A 16,426-nucleotide genomic window follows, 5' to 3' on the forward strand; every position below is an offset into this window, starting at 1 on the left:
CTCACACCGCGCCGGCCCCCGTCAGGGAGCGCACCTCCGTCTCCGCGTGCCTGCGCTCGTCCGGCTCCTCGCCCGAGGTGACCGTCCCCAGCCAGCCCGCGAGGAACCCGAGCGGGATGGAGACGATCCCCGGGTTCTGCAGCGGGAAGTACTGGAAGTCGACACCGGGGAAGAGCGATTCGGGGCTCCCCGAGACCACGGGCGACAGGACGACCAGCAGCACCGCCGGGACCAGCCCCCCGTACACCGACCAGACCGCACCCCGCGTGGTGAACCCCCGCCAGAACAGCGAGTACAGCAGCACCGGCAGGTTCGCCGAGGCCGCCACCGCGAAGGCCAGCCCCACCAGGAAGGCGACGTTCAGGTCCTGGGCGACCAGCCCGAGGCCGATCGCCACCGCCCCGATCCCCACGGCCGCGACGCGCGCCACGGCGACCTCGCTGCGCTGCCGGGCGTGCCGCCGTTTGAGGGAGGCGTAGAGGTCGTGCGCGACGGAGGCGGACGAGGCGAGGGTGATCCCGGCGACCACGGCGAGGATGGTCGCGAAGGCGATGGCGGCCACGAACGCGAACAGCACCGCGCCCCCGGTGGACTCCGCGCCCCCGCCGAGGAAGGCCGCCAGCAGCGGTACGGCCGTGTTCCCCGAGGCGTTGGAGGCCCGCACCTGATCCGGCCCGAGCAGCGCCGCGGCCCCGAAGCCCAGCACGATGGTCATCAGGTAGAAGCCGCCGATCAGCCCGATCGCCCAGACGACGGACCGGCGGGCCGCCCGCGCCGTGGGCACGGTGTAGAAGCGGGACAGGATGTGCGGCAGCCCCGCGGTGCCCAGGACCAGGGCGAGCCCGAGGCTCATGAAGTCGACGCGGGCGGTCCAGTCGCCCCCGTACCGGAGGCCGGGGCCCAGGAAGCGGGCGCCGTACCCGCTGCGATCGGCGGCGCTGGTGAGCAGCTGGCCGAAGTTCCCGTGGAAGCGCAGCAGGACCAGCACGGTCAGGGTGATCGCCCCGCCCATCAGGAGGACGGCCTTCACGATCTGGATCCAGGTGGTGGCCCGCATCCCGCCGAAGGAGACGTAGACCACCATCAGGGCGCCCACGCCGATCACGGTGAGCGTCCGCGCCGCGGCGCCCGAGCTGCCGAGCAGCAGGCCCACCAGGCTGCCCGCCCCGACCATCTGCGCGACCAGGTAGAGCACCGAGACCACGACGGAGGAGATCCCGGCGGCGATCCGTACGGGCCGCTCGCTCATCCGGGCGGCGACCACGTCCGCGAGGGTGAAGCGGCCGCAGTTGCGTACCAGCTCGGCGACCAGGAAGAGGACCAGGAGCCAGGCCACGAGGAAGCCGACGGAGTACAGCAGGCCGTCGTACCCGAACAGGGCGATCAGGCCGGAGATCCCGAGGAAGGAGGCGGCGGACATGTAGTCGCCGGCGATGGCGAAACCGTTCTCCATGGGGGAGAAGAGTCGCCCGCCCGCGTAGAACTCCTCGGCCGAACCGTGCCGGCTGCGGCTGACCCAGGTGGTGATGCCGAGGGTGACGGCGATGAAGACGCTGAACAGGATCAGCGCGAGGGTCTGGTGCTCGCTGTTCACCGGTCCTCCCCCCGGGCCGCGGTCCGCCCCTGGTCGCGCTCCTGCTCGAAGACCGTCCAGCGCAGGTCGAGTGCGGCCCGGTCCCGCCTGAGGCGGGCGTGGCGGGCGTAGGCCCAGGTCAGCAGGAAGGTGCTCAGGAACTGCCCGAGCCCCGCGAGCAGGGCCACGTTCACCGGGCCGAAGACGGGCCGGGCCATCAGAGCGGGCACCGTGGTGGCGGCGACCACGTAGGCCACGTACCAGAGGAAGAACCCGGCGGTCGCGGGGACGACGAACCTGCGGTAGCGGCCGCGGACCTCCTGGAAGGCGGCGCTCCGCTGCACTTCGAGGTAGATCTCGGATGCGCCGGACGCGGTCCGGCCCCCGGCGTCCGGGCGGGGCGGGACCGTTTCCCCGCCCTCGCCCCAGCCCACGGCCAGGGCGTCGTACCAGGGGTCGTCCAGCCGGATCGTTCCGGCATCGCGACCGTCGTGCTTGTCCACCGAACTCTCCTTGTCCGCCGCCGCATTGGCCGCGTGCCCACAAGGATGTGCTCGATGGTCGTTTTCAGGACTGATGTCCGGCGCTCTTCACTCCTTCAGGTGATGGAGGGAAGAGCGCCGGCGTGCCGGAGCCGCGTCCGGGTCAGGCGTCGATGCGCGAGCGGTCGAGAGTCGCCGCGGAGCTGGTGATGAACTCCTTGCGCGGGGCGACCTCGTTGCCCATGAGCAGGTCGAAGACCTGCTCGGCGGAGTCCAGGTCTCCGATGTTGATCCGGCGCAGGGTGCGGAAGCGGGGATCCATGGTGGTCTCCGCCAGCTGGTCCGCGTCCATCTCGCCGAGGCCCTTGTAGCGCTGGATGGCGTCCTTGTACCGGACGTTCTTGCGCTGGTACTCCAGCAGCGTCTGGCGCAGCTCGTTGTCCGAGTACGTGTACACGTACTTGTCCTGGCCCCGCTTGGGCTGGACCAGCTCGATGCGGTGCAGCGGCGGGACGGCCGCGAAGACCCGGCCCGCCTCGACCATGGGCCGCATGTACCGCTGGAAGAGCGTCAGCAGCAGGCAGCGGATGTGCGCGCCGTCCACATCGGCGTCGACGAGCAGGACGATCTTGCCGTAGCGGGCGGCGTCGAGGTCGAAGGTACGACCCGAGCCTGCCCCTATGACCTGGATGATCGCTCCGCACTCGGCGTTCTTGAGCATGTCCGAGACCGAGGACTTCTGGACGTTGAGGATCTTGCCCCGAATCGGCAGCAGGGCCTGGAACTCGGAGTTCCGGGCGAGCTTGGCCGTACCGAGGGCCGAGTCCCCCTCGACGATGAAGAGCTCGCTGCGGTCCACGTCGTCGCTGCGGCAGTCGGCCAGCTTGGCCGGCAGCGAGGAGGACTCCAGCGCGGTCTTGCGGCGCTGCGCCTCCTTGTGCTGGCGGGCCGCGATACGGGTCCGCGCGGCCGCGACGATCTTCTCCATCACGGCACGGGCCTGCTGCTTGTCGTCGCGCTTGGTGGAGGTCAGGAAGGCCTTGAGCTCCTTGGCGACGACGGCGGCGACGATGCGCGTCGCGGCGGAGGTACCGAGGACCTCCTTGGTCTGGCCCTCGAACTGCGGCTCGGCGAGGCGGACGGTGACGACGGCCGTCAGGCCCTCCATCGCGTCGTCCTTGACCACGTCGTCCTCGGCGACGCGCAGCAGCTTCGCCGAGCGCAGGACCTCGTTGACGGTCTTGGCGACCGAGCGCTCGAAGCCGGAGACGTGCGTACCGCCCTTGGGAGTGGCGATGATGTTCACGAAGGACTTGAGGTTGGTCTCGTACCCCGTGCCCCAGCGCAGGGCGATGTCCACGCCCAGCTCGCGGGTGACCTCGGTGGGGGTCATGTGGCCGCGGTCGTCGAGGACCGGGACGGTCTCCTTGAAGGTGCCCGTGCCGGTCAGGCGCAGCACGTCGCAGACGGCCTTGTCCTGCGCGAGGTACTCGCAGAACTCGCTGATGCCCCCGTCGAAGCGGAACGTCTCCTCGGTCTTGCCGGCGCCGTCGATGCCCCGCTCGTCGCGGACCACGATGGTCAGGCCGGGAACGAGGAAGGCCGTCTGGCGGGCGCGCTGGTACAGCGTCTCCAGGCCGAGGCGGGCGTCCTTGAGGAAGATCTGCCGGTCCGCCCAGTAGCGGATCCGGGTGCCGGTGCGGCCCTTGGGGATCCGCTTGACCTTGCGCAGGCCGCCGGCCGGGTCGAAGGGGCTGTCGGGGCCCTGCTCGGTGAAGAACCCGGGGACGCCGCGGCGGAAGCTGACGGCGTGGGTGGAGCTGCCCCGGTCGACCTCGACGTCCAGGCGGGCCGAGAGGGCGTTGACCACGGAGGCGCCGACGCCGTGCAGACCGCCGGAGGCGGCGTACGAGCCGCCGCCGAACTTTCCGCCCGCGTGCAGCTTGGTCATGACGACCTCGACCCCGGACAGGCCGGTCTTGGGCTCGACGTCCACCGGGATGCCGCGGCCGTTGTCGCGGACCTCGACCGAGGCGTCCTCGTGGAGGATCACCTCGATGTGGTCGCAGTAGCCGCCCAGGGCCTCGTCGACGGAATTGTCGATGATCTCCCAGAGGCAGTGCATCAGGCCTCGGCTGTCGGTGGAGCCGATATACATGCCGGGGCGCTTGCGAACGGCCTCAAGGCCTTCGAGGACGAGCAGGTGCCGCGCGGTGTAGTTGGAACCGTCCCGGTCTGCTCCGGACAGCAGCGCGCTGGAAGGCACGGACGTGTCGGCGGTCACGCAGTTCGCTCCTCGCTGAATTTCTTTTCTGGCCCGGTCGGGCGCAGGGGTGGCTCGGCTGCCGGTCAGAGGGTACCGAGGCCTGGTAGAGCCGATGCAACGCCACCCTCGTCACTTCCTCAGCCTAGTGCAGATCCGCACGGGTGTTCGATCCCCCGTGAGGGTGAAGCAAACATCACGTTCCCTTCCAGGCATGAACCATTTAGGGTTCGGGCACGTCCTCATGCACAACCGGCACTCACGCCGGGGAGGACGGGAACTGCTACAAGCGAACGACTGACAACGCGAAACCGTAAAGCAACGCAATACGGCTCCTTCGCCGCCAACCGGCAGCAGCCGGCCAGCTTCGGAAGGAAGTTTCGAGGAAAAGCCGCGAGCGGGAACGTTTTCGGCCTGGTTGGATGTTGACCCTGGTACGACAGCTCGTCGAGCTAGAGAAGAGGCGACGTGACTACTGTTCTGACACCCGCGACCCCGCTGACGGCCGCTGACCGATGCGACCGTTGCGGCGCCCAGGCATATCTGCGCGTCGTCCTCCTGAGCGGTGGTGAACTGCTCTTCTGCGCCCACCACGGGCGTAAGTTCGAGCCGGAACTCAAGAAGATCGCCGCGGAAATACAGGATGAGACCGAGCGGCTCACGTCCGCTCCGGCCGCTAATGCTGCCGACACCGAGGACCGCTGACACAAGGCCTAACCTCGCATCCGACGAGCCAGGACCGGCCAGGCCGGTCGACGGGCGGCATCTCTGAGACCCAGGGACGCCGCCCGTCCTCATATCCGAGGCACTTCCCCGGGCGTACGGCCGGCCCGTACGCCCCCACACCCCCGTGCAGGGCCGCACAGGCCTCCTGGAGCCCCTCCCGACACCCCGCGGGGCTCCTTATACCCCGTCGGGCCGCGCGGCCCTCTCGGCGCCGCTCACGAATCCGACCAACGGGGCGATCCGGGTGTACACGCCCGGACTGTCGGCGCGCCCGCAGCCGCGCCCCCACGACACCAGCCCGATCAGCCGCCCCCCGGCCACCAGCGGACCCCCGCTGTCCCCCTGGCAGGCGTCCTTGCCGCCGTCCCGGTCCCCGGCGCACACCATGGACTCCGCCCGGTACTGGCCGTCCGAGTCCCCCGGGTACGCCCGTCGGCAGACGTCGTCGGCCAGCACGGTGACCTGCGCCGCCCGCAGCCCGTACGCGTAGTCTCCGAAGCCGCTCGTGTCGCCCCAGCCGTACACGGCCGCCTCGGTGCCCACGGCGTACGCCGGGTGGCCGTCCTCGGCCATGGGGAGCACGTACTGCGCCGGAACGGCCTCGGCGAGTTCCAGCACGGCCAGGTCCCCGGCGTTGCTCCCGGGGTCGTAGGCCGGGTTCACCCGGGCGGCGCGCACCGCGATCTCGCGGCCCTCGTCGGCGCGCAGCTCCGTACGTCCGGTGATCACGCGGAAGTCGGCGACGGATTCGACCGTCCCGCCCAGCACCTGCCGGCCCAGGCAGTGGGCCGCGGTCACCACCGTGGTCGGGGCGACGACGACGCCCCCGCAGAACTGCCCGTCCCGGGTACCTCCGAACCGGTCACGGCTGGCGAGGGCCACGACCCACGGGCTGTCGGCCACGTTCACCGGCTTCCCGCCTATGACCACGCTGTCCGCGGCCACCCCGGGGGCCTGGGCCAGCGGCAGCACGGCCGCTCCCGCCACCAGGGTCAGCGCGCCCGCCAGAGCACGGGCAAAGGGACGACGCATGAGGCCTCCTGACTCTGAGTGTGCATGACTCCACCCAGAGTGGGTCGCCCGGTGGCCGGGCGCACCCGCGCGGCCACCGTCGTGGGCCCCCGCGCCCCCGGCCGGTGGAGATCCGGTGCGGGGCCGCTCCGGATCCGCTCCGGATCCGCTCGACCGTCCGGTCCGGCCGGCCCGGGGGCGTACCCGTACCGGGCCCGGACCGGTCGTGTCGGGGCCTTCGGCCGTTCCGGTCAGTCCAGGTAGTCGCGCAGGACCTGGGACCGGGACGGGTGGCGCAGCTTCGACATGGTCTTGGACTCGATCTGGCGGATGCGCTCGCGGGTGACCCCGTAGACCTTGCCGATCTCGTCGAGGGTCTTGGGCTGGCCGTCGGTCAGGCCGAACCGCATCGAGACCACGCCGGCCTCGCGCTCGCTCAGCGTGTCGAGGACCGAGTGCAGCTGCTCCTGCAGGAGCGTGAAGCTGACGGCGTCGGCCGGGACGACGGCCTCGGAGTCCTCGATGAGGTCACCGAACTCGCTGTCGCCGTCCTCGCCGAGCGGGGTGTGCAGGGAGATCGGCTCGCGGCCGTACTTCTGGACCTCGATGACCTTCTCGGGGGTCATGTCGAGTTCCTTGGCCAGCTCCTCCGGGGTGGGCTCGCGGCCGAGGTCCTGGAGCATCTGGCGCTGCACGCGGGCGAGCTTGTTGATCACTTCGACCATGTGCACGGGGATGCGGATGGTGCGGGCCTGGTCGGCCATGGCGCGGGTGATCGCCTGCCGGATCCACCAGGTCGCGTACGTGGAGAACTTGTAGCCCTTGGTGTAGTCGAACTTCTCCACGGCGCGGATCAGACCCAGGTTGCCCTCCTGGATCAGGTCAAGGAAGAGCATGCCGCGGCCGGTGTAGCGCTTGGCGAGGGAAACCACGAGGCGGAGGTTGGCCTCCAGCAGGTGGTTCTTGGCGCGGCGGCCGTCCTCGGCGATGATCTCCAGCTCGCGCTTGAGCTTGGGGGCCAGCTTGTCGGAGTTGGCCAGCTTGTCCTCGGCGAACAGGCCCGCCTCGATGCGCTTGGCGAGCTCGACCTCCTGCTCGGCGTTGAGGAGGGGGACCTTGCCGATCTGCTTGAGGTAGTCCTTGACGGGGTCGGCGGTGGCGCCGGCCACGACGACCTGCTGGGCGGGGGCGTCGTCCTCGTCGTCCGAAATGACGAAGCCCTTGTTCTCCCCGCCCTCCTCTTCCTCCTCGGCCTCGGCCTTCGGGGCGTCGGGGCCCTCGTCCGCGGTCTCCTCGCCGTCCTCGTCCGCGTCCTTCTTGGCGGCGGTCTTCTTCGCTGCCGTCTTCTTCGCCGCGGCCTTCTTCGCGGGAGCGGCCTTCTTCGCGGCCGTCTTCCGGGCGGCGGTCTTCTTCGCGACCGGTTCGGCCACGGGCTCTTCGGCCAGGGCGTCGGTGGTGTCCGGCTCCGCCGTTCCGGTGTCCGCGACGATGCCGGCCGCGGCCGGAGGGGCCGCCGTCTTCGCCACGACGGTCTTGGTCGCCGTCCGCTTGGCGGGGCTCTTCGCCGCGACGCTCTTGCGGGGGGTGCGCTTGGGCGACTCCGCGGCACTGACCATCAGTGTCACACCCTCTTCCTCAAGGATCTGGTTGAGGCTGCGCAGGACATTCTTCCACTGGGTCGCAGGAATCTGGTCAGCCTCGAAGGCCCGACGCACGTCATCGCCGGCGATCTGCCCCTCGGCCTTGCCCCGCTCGATGAGCGCCATCACAGACTCGGAATCGGCGATCTCCGGCGGGAGCGTACGGGATGTGCTGGCCGACACGAACAACCTCTCGGAACGATGGGAACGGCTTCCGACCCCGGCCTGGTGCTGGACCGGAGCCGACGACCACCGACTGGGGATGGGCCGGGGGCGCGGGCAGGGGCCGGGGAGCTGCACAGCATCCCCAAGGGCTGCTGTCTTCCCTCCGTCGGCCATCACCTCTTACGTCATCGCGTGACGTCGCGGAGCGTTACGCCCAATCTTCGTGGCCCGAATCACATCCGGTTCCCGTCCGTGCCCGTCCCGTGGCCGTACGCACGCGTCCGGAGGCCCCGGGAAGGCCCCCGCACGCCGGAGTCGCCGGACCCGGAACGGGCCCGGCGACCGGTGTGCACCCCCGCGCCCCCGCGCGTCGGCGCGTCAGTGCTCGCGCGGGGCGGGGACCACGCGCTCGACCTCCGGATGCACCGTCAGGAGCTGACGCATGGCGTTCTCGGCCCCCGTCGCGTCACCGGCCGCGAGCGCCTCGACCATCCGCGCGTGGTGCGCGACGCAGGTCTCGCTGGGCCGGTCGCAGGCGGTGACGGGGCTCCCGGAGACCTGGAGGGCGGCGGAGACGATGCCCGACAGGTGCTCCAGCATGCGGTTGCCTGCGACCTGGATCAGCAGTGCGTGGAACTCGTTGTCGGCGCGCGCGAAGGTGATCGCGTCGCCCTGCCCGAGGGCGTGCCCCATGATCTCGACCATGTCGGCGAGGCGCTGCTGGACGTCCGGGCGGCCGTGGCCGGCCGCGAGGCGGGCGGCCAGCGGTTCGATGGTCCAGCGGAGCTCGTTGAGCTCGCGGCGCTGGTCGTCGCGCTGGGGTCCGAAGGCGCGCCACTCGATGATGTCGGGGTCGAGCAGGTTCCAGTCGGCGACGGGCCGGACGCGGGTGCCCACGTTGGGGCGGGCGCTGACGAGGCCCTTGGCCTCCAGGACCCGCAGGGATTCGCGGACGACCGTGCGGGAGACCTCGAAGCGCTGGCCGATCTCCTCGGGGACCAGGGGGCGGTCCGCGCCGAGGTCGCCCGAGACGATCATCTGGCCTAGCTGCTGGACGAGTTGGCCGTGCAGACCGCGCCCGCGGCTGCCTGCCGCCCGGCGGCCGACGCGGCTCAGCTCGACGTCGCCCCCGTCCCAGTGGGGCGGTCCGACCCGGTCGGACCCGGAGGCCTCCGGGTAGGGGTAGCGGTCGAGTTCGCCCGAGCCGGCGAGGCCGGAGTCGGCATGGCGGGCGGCGGTCATCATGGTGTGCGCAAGGGTACTCACGAATCCTTTGTCGGCCTCGCCTTCATCACCCTTGAGGTCTTTGGTGAAAAGCACACGAAAGGGTGATCGGTGCCACCTACGCAATTGACGACTTATCGTAAAGAACCGGGCCTTTTGCGGGGAGTTGCGATCCGCTTCGGGTGATCCGGCCCGATCTGGACTTCTATGGTCCCGGCGAAGTCGCCTCCCGCACCGGAACGATCACCAACGGACCCGCCCGCGCAGTCCTGTGAACGCATAGGCGCACAACAGGACCATCAGCGACAACACCAGTGCGGTGCCGACGGGTTGGACCATCACACGAAGGGTCCCCAGCACGATCCGGTCCACCTCCGGAGGCCACGCCGACCAGGTCAGGCCGCGCAGGCGGGAGGCGATGCCGGTCACCGGGTACGCGGACGGCCCGTCGAGGACCTTGCGCACCAGCGGTACGACGGCCACCGGTACGGCGAGCACCGCAGCGAAGCCCACGGACGCGGCGCGGAACACCCCCGAGGCGAGGACCCCGGCCCAGGCGCAGCCGACGAGCAGCCCGGCCCAACTCGCCGCGGGGGAGACCCATTCCGCCGGCGGGCTCAGCGGCCCGGCGCCGCCGAAGACGAGCCGGAGCGCCGCGGTGTCGGCGGCGACCGTGAGCGTGCCGAGGGCCAGGGCGAGGACGGCGCAGACGGCGAGTTTGGCGGTGAGCAGCCCCAGCCGCCGGGGCACGGTGCCCCGGCCGGCGGCGAGGGCGGGGTAGCGGTACTCCTCACCGAAGGCCAGGGAGCCGAGCAGCCCGGCCCCGAGCGCGGCGGGCGGCAGCGGGAAGAGCTCCGGCCAGGCGGCGAGCAGTCGGCTCTGCGGGGTGTGGCCCGCGCGCGCCAGTACCAGGGAGGTGAGCACGGAGGCGGTGACGACGAGGGCGGCGGTCAGCAGTGGGGCGGCCGTGCCGAACACCCGGCGGAGCTCGTAGCGCAGCGGCCACAGCGGGCCGCCCACCCGCCGTACCCGCCGCAGCCCGGAGGAGCCCCGCCCGGAACGGCCATGACTCGGCCCACCGCCCCCGCCCGGGCCGGGGTGGTCGGACACGTCGGGGTCCCCGGCCGCCGAGGCATGGACGACAGCGGCGGGGAGCCGGTCCGGGACCGGAGCCGCGGCCGGGCCCTGCCCCGCGGGCCGGACCGGTTCCGGGGACGGGCCCTGGACGGGTTCCGCCTCCCGGGCAGGGGGCGCGGCGCGGACGGGGCTCACACCGGGTACGGCGTCGGGGCCGGATCCCGCACCGGGGTCGCCGGACGCCGGCCCGGTGAGGAGCGCGGAGCGGGGGTCCGGGCGGGGGCCCCCGCGGACCGAGGCCTCTGCTCCGGCCACGAGGCCCGCCACGGAGCCCGGCACCTGTCGGCCCTGCGCCTCTGCCCGAACGTCAGCCCGAACCTCTGCCCGAACCTCCGCGCGCGCCTCCGCGCGGACGTCCACCCGGGCCGCGCTTCCGCCGCGGGTCCGGGCCTGCGGTACCGGCGGGACGGGCGCACCCGCGTCCCCGGTCTCGTCCGCGAGTTGGTGGACGAGCACTCCGTGCCTGAACGCCGCCTCGCCGATCTCGGCGCAGTTGCTGCCGTACACCGACAGTCGGCTGCCGCTCTCCTCGACGATCTCCACCACCCTGTGGGCGGAGCGGGCCTCACGACCCAGTACGTCGGCGAGCCGGGCGGCGTGCGGGGTCCGCACGGCGACCCGCGGTCGCAGCCGGGTGCGGGCGAAGTCCGCGGCGTCCTGGTCCGCGACGAGGCGGCCCGAGGCGATGGACACGACCCGGTCGGCGTGCCGGGCCGCCTCCTTCGCATCGTCGGTGGTGAAGAGCACCGCCCCGCCCAGGGAGGCGTGACCGCGCAGCAGCCCGTGGAGCCAGGCCCGCTCACGGGAATGCAGGCCGGCGGCCGGTTCGTCGAGGAGCAGGGTGCAGGGGTCGGCGAGCAGCGCTGCGGCGAGGGCGACGCGACGCTCCATGCCGGCCGAGAGCGACCCGAGCCTCTGGTCGCGCAGGCCGCCGATGCCGACGATCTCCATCAGGGCGTCCGCCCGGGACGCGGGGACCCCGACGGCGGCGCTGAGCATCCGCAGTTGGTTGCGGACCGTCCTCGACGGGTGCCCCGGAACGTCTCCGAGGAGTACGCCGACCTCGCGGCCCGGATGCGGGATCCGGTGCAGCGGGCGGCCGCGGAAGTAGGTGACGCCCCGGCCCGGTTCGAGTTCGAGCATGAGCCGCAGCGCGGTGGTCTTGCCCGAACCCGGCTCGCCGAGCAGGGCGGTCACGCACCCCGGGCGGGCCTCGAAGGTGAGGTCGTTCACGACGGGCGGGAGTTCTCGACGGGGTGTGCTGGTGAGTCCGATGGCCTGGAGCATCGCTTCTCTCGCGGGGGGTGAGACCGCTCTGCGGCAGGGTGAGTACCGCAAGCAAGATAACGCGATATGTCCGATTTTCTATGCAACCGGTCCGTGCCGGTGCCGTGATTGCCGCCCGGGACCACCCCGGCGGGCGGCGAAGGTCTCCCCGGGGAGGATCAGACTTCCGGCCGCAGCATCGGCGGGTTGAGCAGGGTCGCCCCGCCCGCCCTGAACAGCTGGGCCGGCCTACCGCCCTGACGGGTCGTCGTCCCTCCGGCCGGCACCAGGAAACCGGGAGTGCCGGTGACCTTGCGGTGGAAGTTGCGGGGGTCCAGCGCCACCCCCCACACCGCCTCGTACACCCGGCGCAGCTCTCCGACGGTGAACTCCGGCGGGCAGAAGGCGGTGGCCAGGGAGGAGTACTCGATCTTCGAGCGGGCGCGCTCCACACCGTCGGCGAGGATCCGCGCGTGGTCGAAGGCCAGCCCGGCGGAGGCCTGGTCGGCGCCCTCCAGCAGTTCGTCGACGGGCGCCCAGCGGGCGCCGTTGGCGTCGCCGCCGGCCCGGGGCGCGGGCAGGTCGGGGGCGAGGACCAGGTGGGCCACGCTGACGACCCGCATCCGCGGGTCGCGCTGCGGGTCCCCGTAGGTGGCGAGCTGTTCGAGATGGGCGCCGTTGTCCACGCCGGGCGCGGCCGGGTCGTGCGCGCACAGCCCGGTCTCCTCGGCGAGTTCCCTGGCGGCGGCCGCCCCCAGGTCCTCGTCCCCGCGGACGAATCCGCCGGGCAGCGCCCAGCGGCCCTGGAACGGCTGCTCACCCCGTCGGACGACCAACGCGCAGAGCGCGTGGCGCCGCACGGTGAGCACGACCAGGTCGACGGTGACGGCGAAGGGCGGAAAGGCCGACGGGTCGTAGGGCGACATGCCGCGATCATAGTCGTCTGCCTGACGATAAACAGAGCTTTGGTGATCCGGGAGACGGTGATCTGGAACCCAGAGGGAGCGGCGTCCGGTGCGTGCTCTCGGCGTGCCGACCGGGAGCCCGCGTACTGGACGCACTCGGACTTTCGGTCGGTGCGGCGAGAGTGCGTGCCGGGCGTCGCGCCGCCGCGGAGATCCGTCGGAAACCCCCTAACCCCGCAGTTGGAGCCCATCGGCCGCCTCCTCCACCATGCCGACGCCGAGGCGGCTGATCCGGACGGCGAACGGTTCCTCCGACACCCTCAGGCCGGAGAGGCGCAGTGCGCCGAGGGGAGCGCCCGCCCGCGGAGTGACGGCGACGGTCGCCGCCGGGGCGTCCGGGCGGATGCCCGCGAGCGCGGTGAGGGCGTGGATCCCCGCGGCGGCGGCCACCGCCGCGGGCCTGCAGGCCGCGGGGTGCGGGAGCGGTGCGCTGCCGGCGGTGCGCTGCTCGGCCGCGTACATCTCGGGCAGGCGGTACCCGAAGGACTCGGCCGCGTCGAGCAGCCCCCGCAGCAGTCCGGCGGCCTCCTTGTCGAAGCCGGCCTGGGCGAGCCCGGCCACCGCGAGGACGCTCTCGTGGGCCCTCACCGCTCCGGACCGGTGCCCGAAGGGGTTGTGTCCCGGTTCGCGCGCGGCCATGCTGCGCAGCCCCCATCCGGAATCCATGGCCGGGGCTCCGAGCAACCGGGCGAGGTGTTCGGTCCGGGCGGGATCCAGCAGGCCGGGTGCGAACTCCCCGCCACCCAGCAGGCCGGTGTCCAGCAGGTGCGCGGCCGCCCCGGTCAGCCGGGGCAGCGGACGGCCGTCGGGGTGCAGTGCCGCGGCGGGGCGGCCTCCGTCCGGGCCGTCGATCCAGAACCGGTCCCGGAACCGGTCCCGCAGGGCGGCGGCCCACTCCCGCCATTCCGCGGCTCCGGGCCGTCCGCAGTCGGCGAGCAGATCGGCGCCGAGCAGCGCGGCCCGGTGTGCGTGGGCCTGGGTCTCGCAGCGCCGCGGCCCGGGATCGGGGTCGGCCAGGAAGCCGTCCTCCCCGAGCGCGCCGCGCAGCCAGCCCAGGCAGCGCTCCGCGGCGGGCAGCAGCCGGGCCACTTCCTCCTCCGGCAGCCCCCATCTGCGCGCCTCGGCGAGCACCGCCGGGAAGCCGAGGGTCGCCTCGGTTCCGGTGCACCCCGGCGGGAGCTGCGGTCCGGCGGCGCGCAGCGGTCCCGGGATCTTCCCCGCTTCCGGGCCGCAGCCCCCGGTCTGGCTCCGGGCCAGGATCCGCAGGGTGGCGGCGGCCAGCCCGGTGCCGAGCGGGAGCGCCATCCGCGCGGCCCACAGCGACTCGGCGGGGGCCGGCCCAAGCCGCCAGGGCACTCCGGCCGCCACGAAGGCGTCCGCGGGTGCCTCGGGATCCCTCAGGAGCAGGGCGCGCAGGTCGTCGAGGCTGGTACGGAACCAGGCGTCGGCCCTCGGGTCGTCCCCCTCGGCGCGGGCGGCGGAGAACGGGTTCGCGACCTGTCCGGCGGGGGCCCGCGTCGACCGGTCGCGCGTGGTCCGCAGTTCGATGCTGCGGGACTCCCCCGGTCCCAGGTCGAGCTGCCAGCGCAGCAGTCCGGCCGAGGCGAGGACGTCGTCGGGGGCCGGTTCGGCGGTGGTGACGGCGAGGGCGTCGCCGGTGCTCCAGCGCAGTCCGGCGGCGTGCACCCCGGCGGCGAGTTCCGGCCCGGCCCGGCCGGCCGCCACGGCGGCGAGCTCGGCCAGGTCGGTGCCGAGGGAGACCTCCACGGGGAGGCGCAGCGGGCGGGCGGCGAAGCTGCGCAGGGTGATGCGCTCGGTGCCGTCGGCGTGGCGGACGCGCTCGACTCCGATGTCGGGGTCGGGACCTGCCTCGATGCCGGTGCGGACGGTCGCGGTGAAGGAGGCCCGGTCGGCGGAGAGGCTGCGTGCTTGGACGGCGACCGGATCCCGTCCGCCGACGCGCAGGACGCAGCGTGACAGCAGGCGCCGCCCCGCGCGGTAGATGCCGTCGATGCCCCGCCCGGTCAGCTGGCCGTGCTCGGGAGAAATGACCAGGCAGGGCGCGGCGACGCAGATGACGGCACCGTGCACCGGTGGCAGCTCGGGCCGGCGCGCGGCCCCCACAGCGGGTTGCCGCGGCGGGGGCGGTCCTGCGGGCCGCGCCTCCGGCTCGGTCCCGACGGGGGCACCGGCCTGGCGGTCCGTGGACCCTGAAGGCACCCGCTCCACCACCGCCTCCACCGCCGGCCGGCCGTAGGGCGGGCCGCCCGGCCCGGCCCCGTGGCCCTTGGAGGGGGATTCGGGCCCGGCCTCGGTGGCCAGTGCGGTGCGACGCCCCGGGGCGGTGGGCGCAGGGGGCCCGGACGGGTCGGTTTCAGGTACGGGGGGAGCCATGTGCCGCCTTCTCTGCGCTCCGGCCGGTTCCGCTGGGCGGCGGCGCGGCCGGGCGCCCACCTCCCCCCAGCTGAACGCCCTCACCCCCGCCCGGGTCACGGGCCCCGGTGGTGGCTGCCCGCACGGGGTGTCGCCCCGACGTCGTGGTGCCGTGCCCACCGCGCTCCGGAGGCGCCGCTGGGGACCGTGGTCCCGGTGCCGCCCCACGGGACCACGGCCTCCGGTACTTCGACACGGGCTCACTGGTCGCTCCCCTCGGGGCGGCGGGTCGGACGGCGCCGCTTCCCGTCCCGGCGGCCGGGCGGACGGGTGGTGGCGGCGGAGCGCTTGCGCCGGGGTTCGCGGCGTCGGCGTTCCTCCCGCAGGCACTGCCGCAGCCCTTCGGGGTCGATGCCCTCGTTGCACGCGTGGTGGAGCAGTTGGGCGAAGCGGTACTCGGAGTCGGCCCGCAGGGCGAGCGCGAGGGCGATGCGTGCGGTCGGCTCGTCCCCGCCGGACCAGGAGACCCAGCCGGCCAGGGTGAGCGGCGCCGCCGCGTGTTCCCCGTACGCACCGACGCAGCGCCGGGCCAGGGCCCGCCACAGGCGCAGAGCGGGGGCGGCTTCGTCGCCCTCCATCCACTCGGCGGCGATGTCGCGGATCTCGCGGTCCTGGAGGCCGAGGATCACGGCGGCGGCCTCGTCGTGCCCGAGGAGGGCGTCGTCCCAGTCGTCGGCGCGCGGACCGCCTTCGACGGGCGGCGCGAGGGTCAGGCGGCGCATCAGGGTCTTGGCGAGGGTGATGGTCTCCGCTCCGACCTCCTGGCGGGTGGCCCCGTCGAGGATCTTCGGGACGAGGGCGACGGCCGCCCGGTCGAGGGCCTCCTCCTGCTCCGCGGCCCCGGCTCCGGCAAGGGGCGTGAGCCGGCTTTCGATCTCCTTCAGCGAGCCCCGGACCTGGAGTCCGGCGAAGGTCGCCGCCGCGGCCATGACCGAGGTGCCCGGCGGGGCGAGCGGGTTGCCCTCGGCCGGGCAGCAGCCGGGGTCGTCGCAGGTGTAGGACCAGTAGCGGCCTCCGGAAAGGCAGAGGGCCTCCAGGACGGGCACGTCCAGGGCGCCGCAGGCGAGGCGCACCCGCTGGGCGAGCGGCCGCAGCCGGGTCATCACCCGCTGTCCGCTCTCCCCGGCCTGCGGGTCCTGGCACAGGAAGACCACGATGCCGTCCGGCCTGCCGCCGCGCCGCTCACTGCCCCGCACGAGGCATTCGGCGACCTGCCGGGCGGTGTCCTCCCATTCGGCGGGCGTGGAGGGGATTCCGACGCGCAGACGTCCGCCGAAGCGTCCGCCCTCGCCGTGCACGGCGACCATGACGAGGGAGTCGGTCGGATGGAATCCGAGCATGTAGGGCAGCGCGTCGGCCAGTTCGGCGGGGCTGCGCAAGGTGATCCGGGATGCCTCGGGGGTTCCGGAGGGGCTGATGGAGGGCCGGTCGGACTGACTGCGAGATTCGTGGTTCGTCGTCATGGCTCGACGGTCCCGTGTGCGGACCGATCACGAAACCCCTGTGGATAACTCGCTTGAATCTTCAATATCCACAGGTTG

11 protein-coding genes are annotated in these 16,426 nt (G+C 73.0%); 1 reads left to right on the forward strand and 10 read right to left on the reverse strand.

Features of this window, described 5'->3' with window-relative positions:
- Window position 1: 1 nt before the first annotated feature.
- The 3 genes from ACZ5D2_RS23195 to ACZ5D2_RS23205 form a co-directional block, all read right to left on the reverse strand.
- Window positions 2-1,594, reverse strand: coding sequence for a solute symporter family protein (locus tag ACZ5D2_RS23195; RefSeq protein ID WP_371676325.1), 1,593 nt, complete (start codon window positions 1,592-1,594; stop codon window positions 2-4).
- Entirely contained in the window at window positions 1,591-2,076 is a 486-nt protein-coding gene (locus ACZ5D2_RS23200) for a DUF485 domain-containing protein (protein WP_468931609.1), read from the reverse strand. Before ACZ5D2_RS23200 ends, ACZ5D2_RS23195 begins: the two co-directional genes overlap by 4 nt.
- 142 nt (window positions 2,077-2,218) lie before the next feature.
- On the reverse strand, window positions 2,219-4,339 hold the full coding sequence (locus ACZ5D2_RS23205) for a DNA gyrase/topoisomerase IV subunit B (protein WP_371676327.1): 2,121 nt from the start codon (window positions 4,337-4,339) through the stop codon (window positions 2,219-2,221).
- 447 nt (window positions 4,340-4,786) lie between these two features.
- Between ACZ5D2_RS23205 and ACZ5D2_RS23210 the strand changes: the two genes are divergently transcribed.
- A complete protein-coding gene (locus tag ACZ5D2_RS23210; protein WP_030239625.1) occupies window positions 4,787-5,023 on the forward strand; it encodes a DUF7455 domain-containing protein in 237 nt (78 codons plus the stop codon).
- A 198-nt stretch (window positions 5,024-5,221) separates the two neighbouring features.
- Here the strand turns inward: ACZ5D2_RS23210 and ACZ5D2_RS23215 are convergent, their stop codons facing one another.
- From ACZ5D2_RS23215 to ACZ5D2_RS23245, 7 genes are all read right to left on the reverse strand, one after another.
- Window positions 5,222-6,076, reverse strand: coding sequence for a S1 family peptidase (locus ACZ5D2_RS23215; protein ID WP_371676328.1), 855 nt, complete (start codon window positions 6,074-6,076; stop codon window positions 5,222-5,224).
- Between the two features lie 230 nt (window positions 6,077-6,306).
- Window positions 6,307-7,878, reverse strand: a complete 1,572-nt coding sequence (locus ACZ5D2_RS23220; RefSeq protein ID WP_371676329.1) for an RNA polymerase sigma factor — start codon at window positions 7,876-7,878, stop codon at window positions 6,307-6,309.
- A gap of 360 nt (window positions 7,879-8,238) precedes the next feature.
- Complete coding sequence (locus ACZ5D2_RS23225) at window positions 8,239-9,180, reverse strand: FadR/GntR family transcriptional regulator (RefSeq protein ID WP_468931614.1); 942 nt, start codon at window positions 9,178-9,180, stop codon at window positions 8,239-8,241.
- Window positions 9,181-9,327: 147 nt separating this feature from the next.
- Window positions 9,328-11,508 (reverse strand): ATP-binding cassette domain-containing protein, encoded by a 2,181-nt coding sequence (locus tag ACZ5D2_RS23230; RefSeq protein ID WP_468931617.1) that lies wholly within the window; start codon window positions 11,506-11,508, stop codon window positions 9,328-9,330.
- 158 nt (window positions 11,509-11,666) lie between these two features.
- On the reverse strand, window positions 11,667-12,413 hold the full coding sequence (locus ACZ5D2_RS23235; protein WP_356209512.1) for an NUDIX hydrolase: 747 nt from the start codon (window positions 12,411-12,413) through the stop codon (window positions 11,667-11,669).
- A gap of 207 nt (window positions 12,414-12,620) precedes the next feature.
- Window positions 12,621-14,846 carry a glycogen debranching N-terminal domain-containing protein gene (locus tag ACZ5D2_RS23240; protein ID WP_468931620.1) on the reverse strand — a complete coding sequence of 742 codons (2,226 nt, stop codon included), beginning with the start codon at window positions 14,844-14,846 and terminating at the stop codon, window positions 12,621-12,623.
- A gap of 239 nt (window positions 14,847-15,085) precedes the next feature.
- On the reverse strand, window positions 15,086-16,348 hold the full coding sequence (locus ACZ5D2_RS23245) for a DUF4192 domain-containing protein (RefSeq protein ID WP_371676333.1): 1,263 nt from the start codon (window positions 16,346-16,348) through the stop codon (window positions 15,086-15,088).
- Between the last annotated feature and the right edge of the window lie 78 nt (window positions 16,349-16,426).

The organism is Streptomyces sp. NPDC031479 (genome assembly GCF_055581065.1).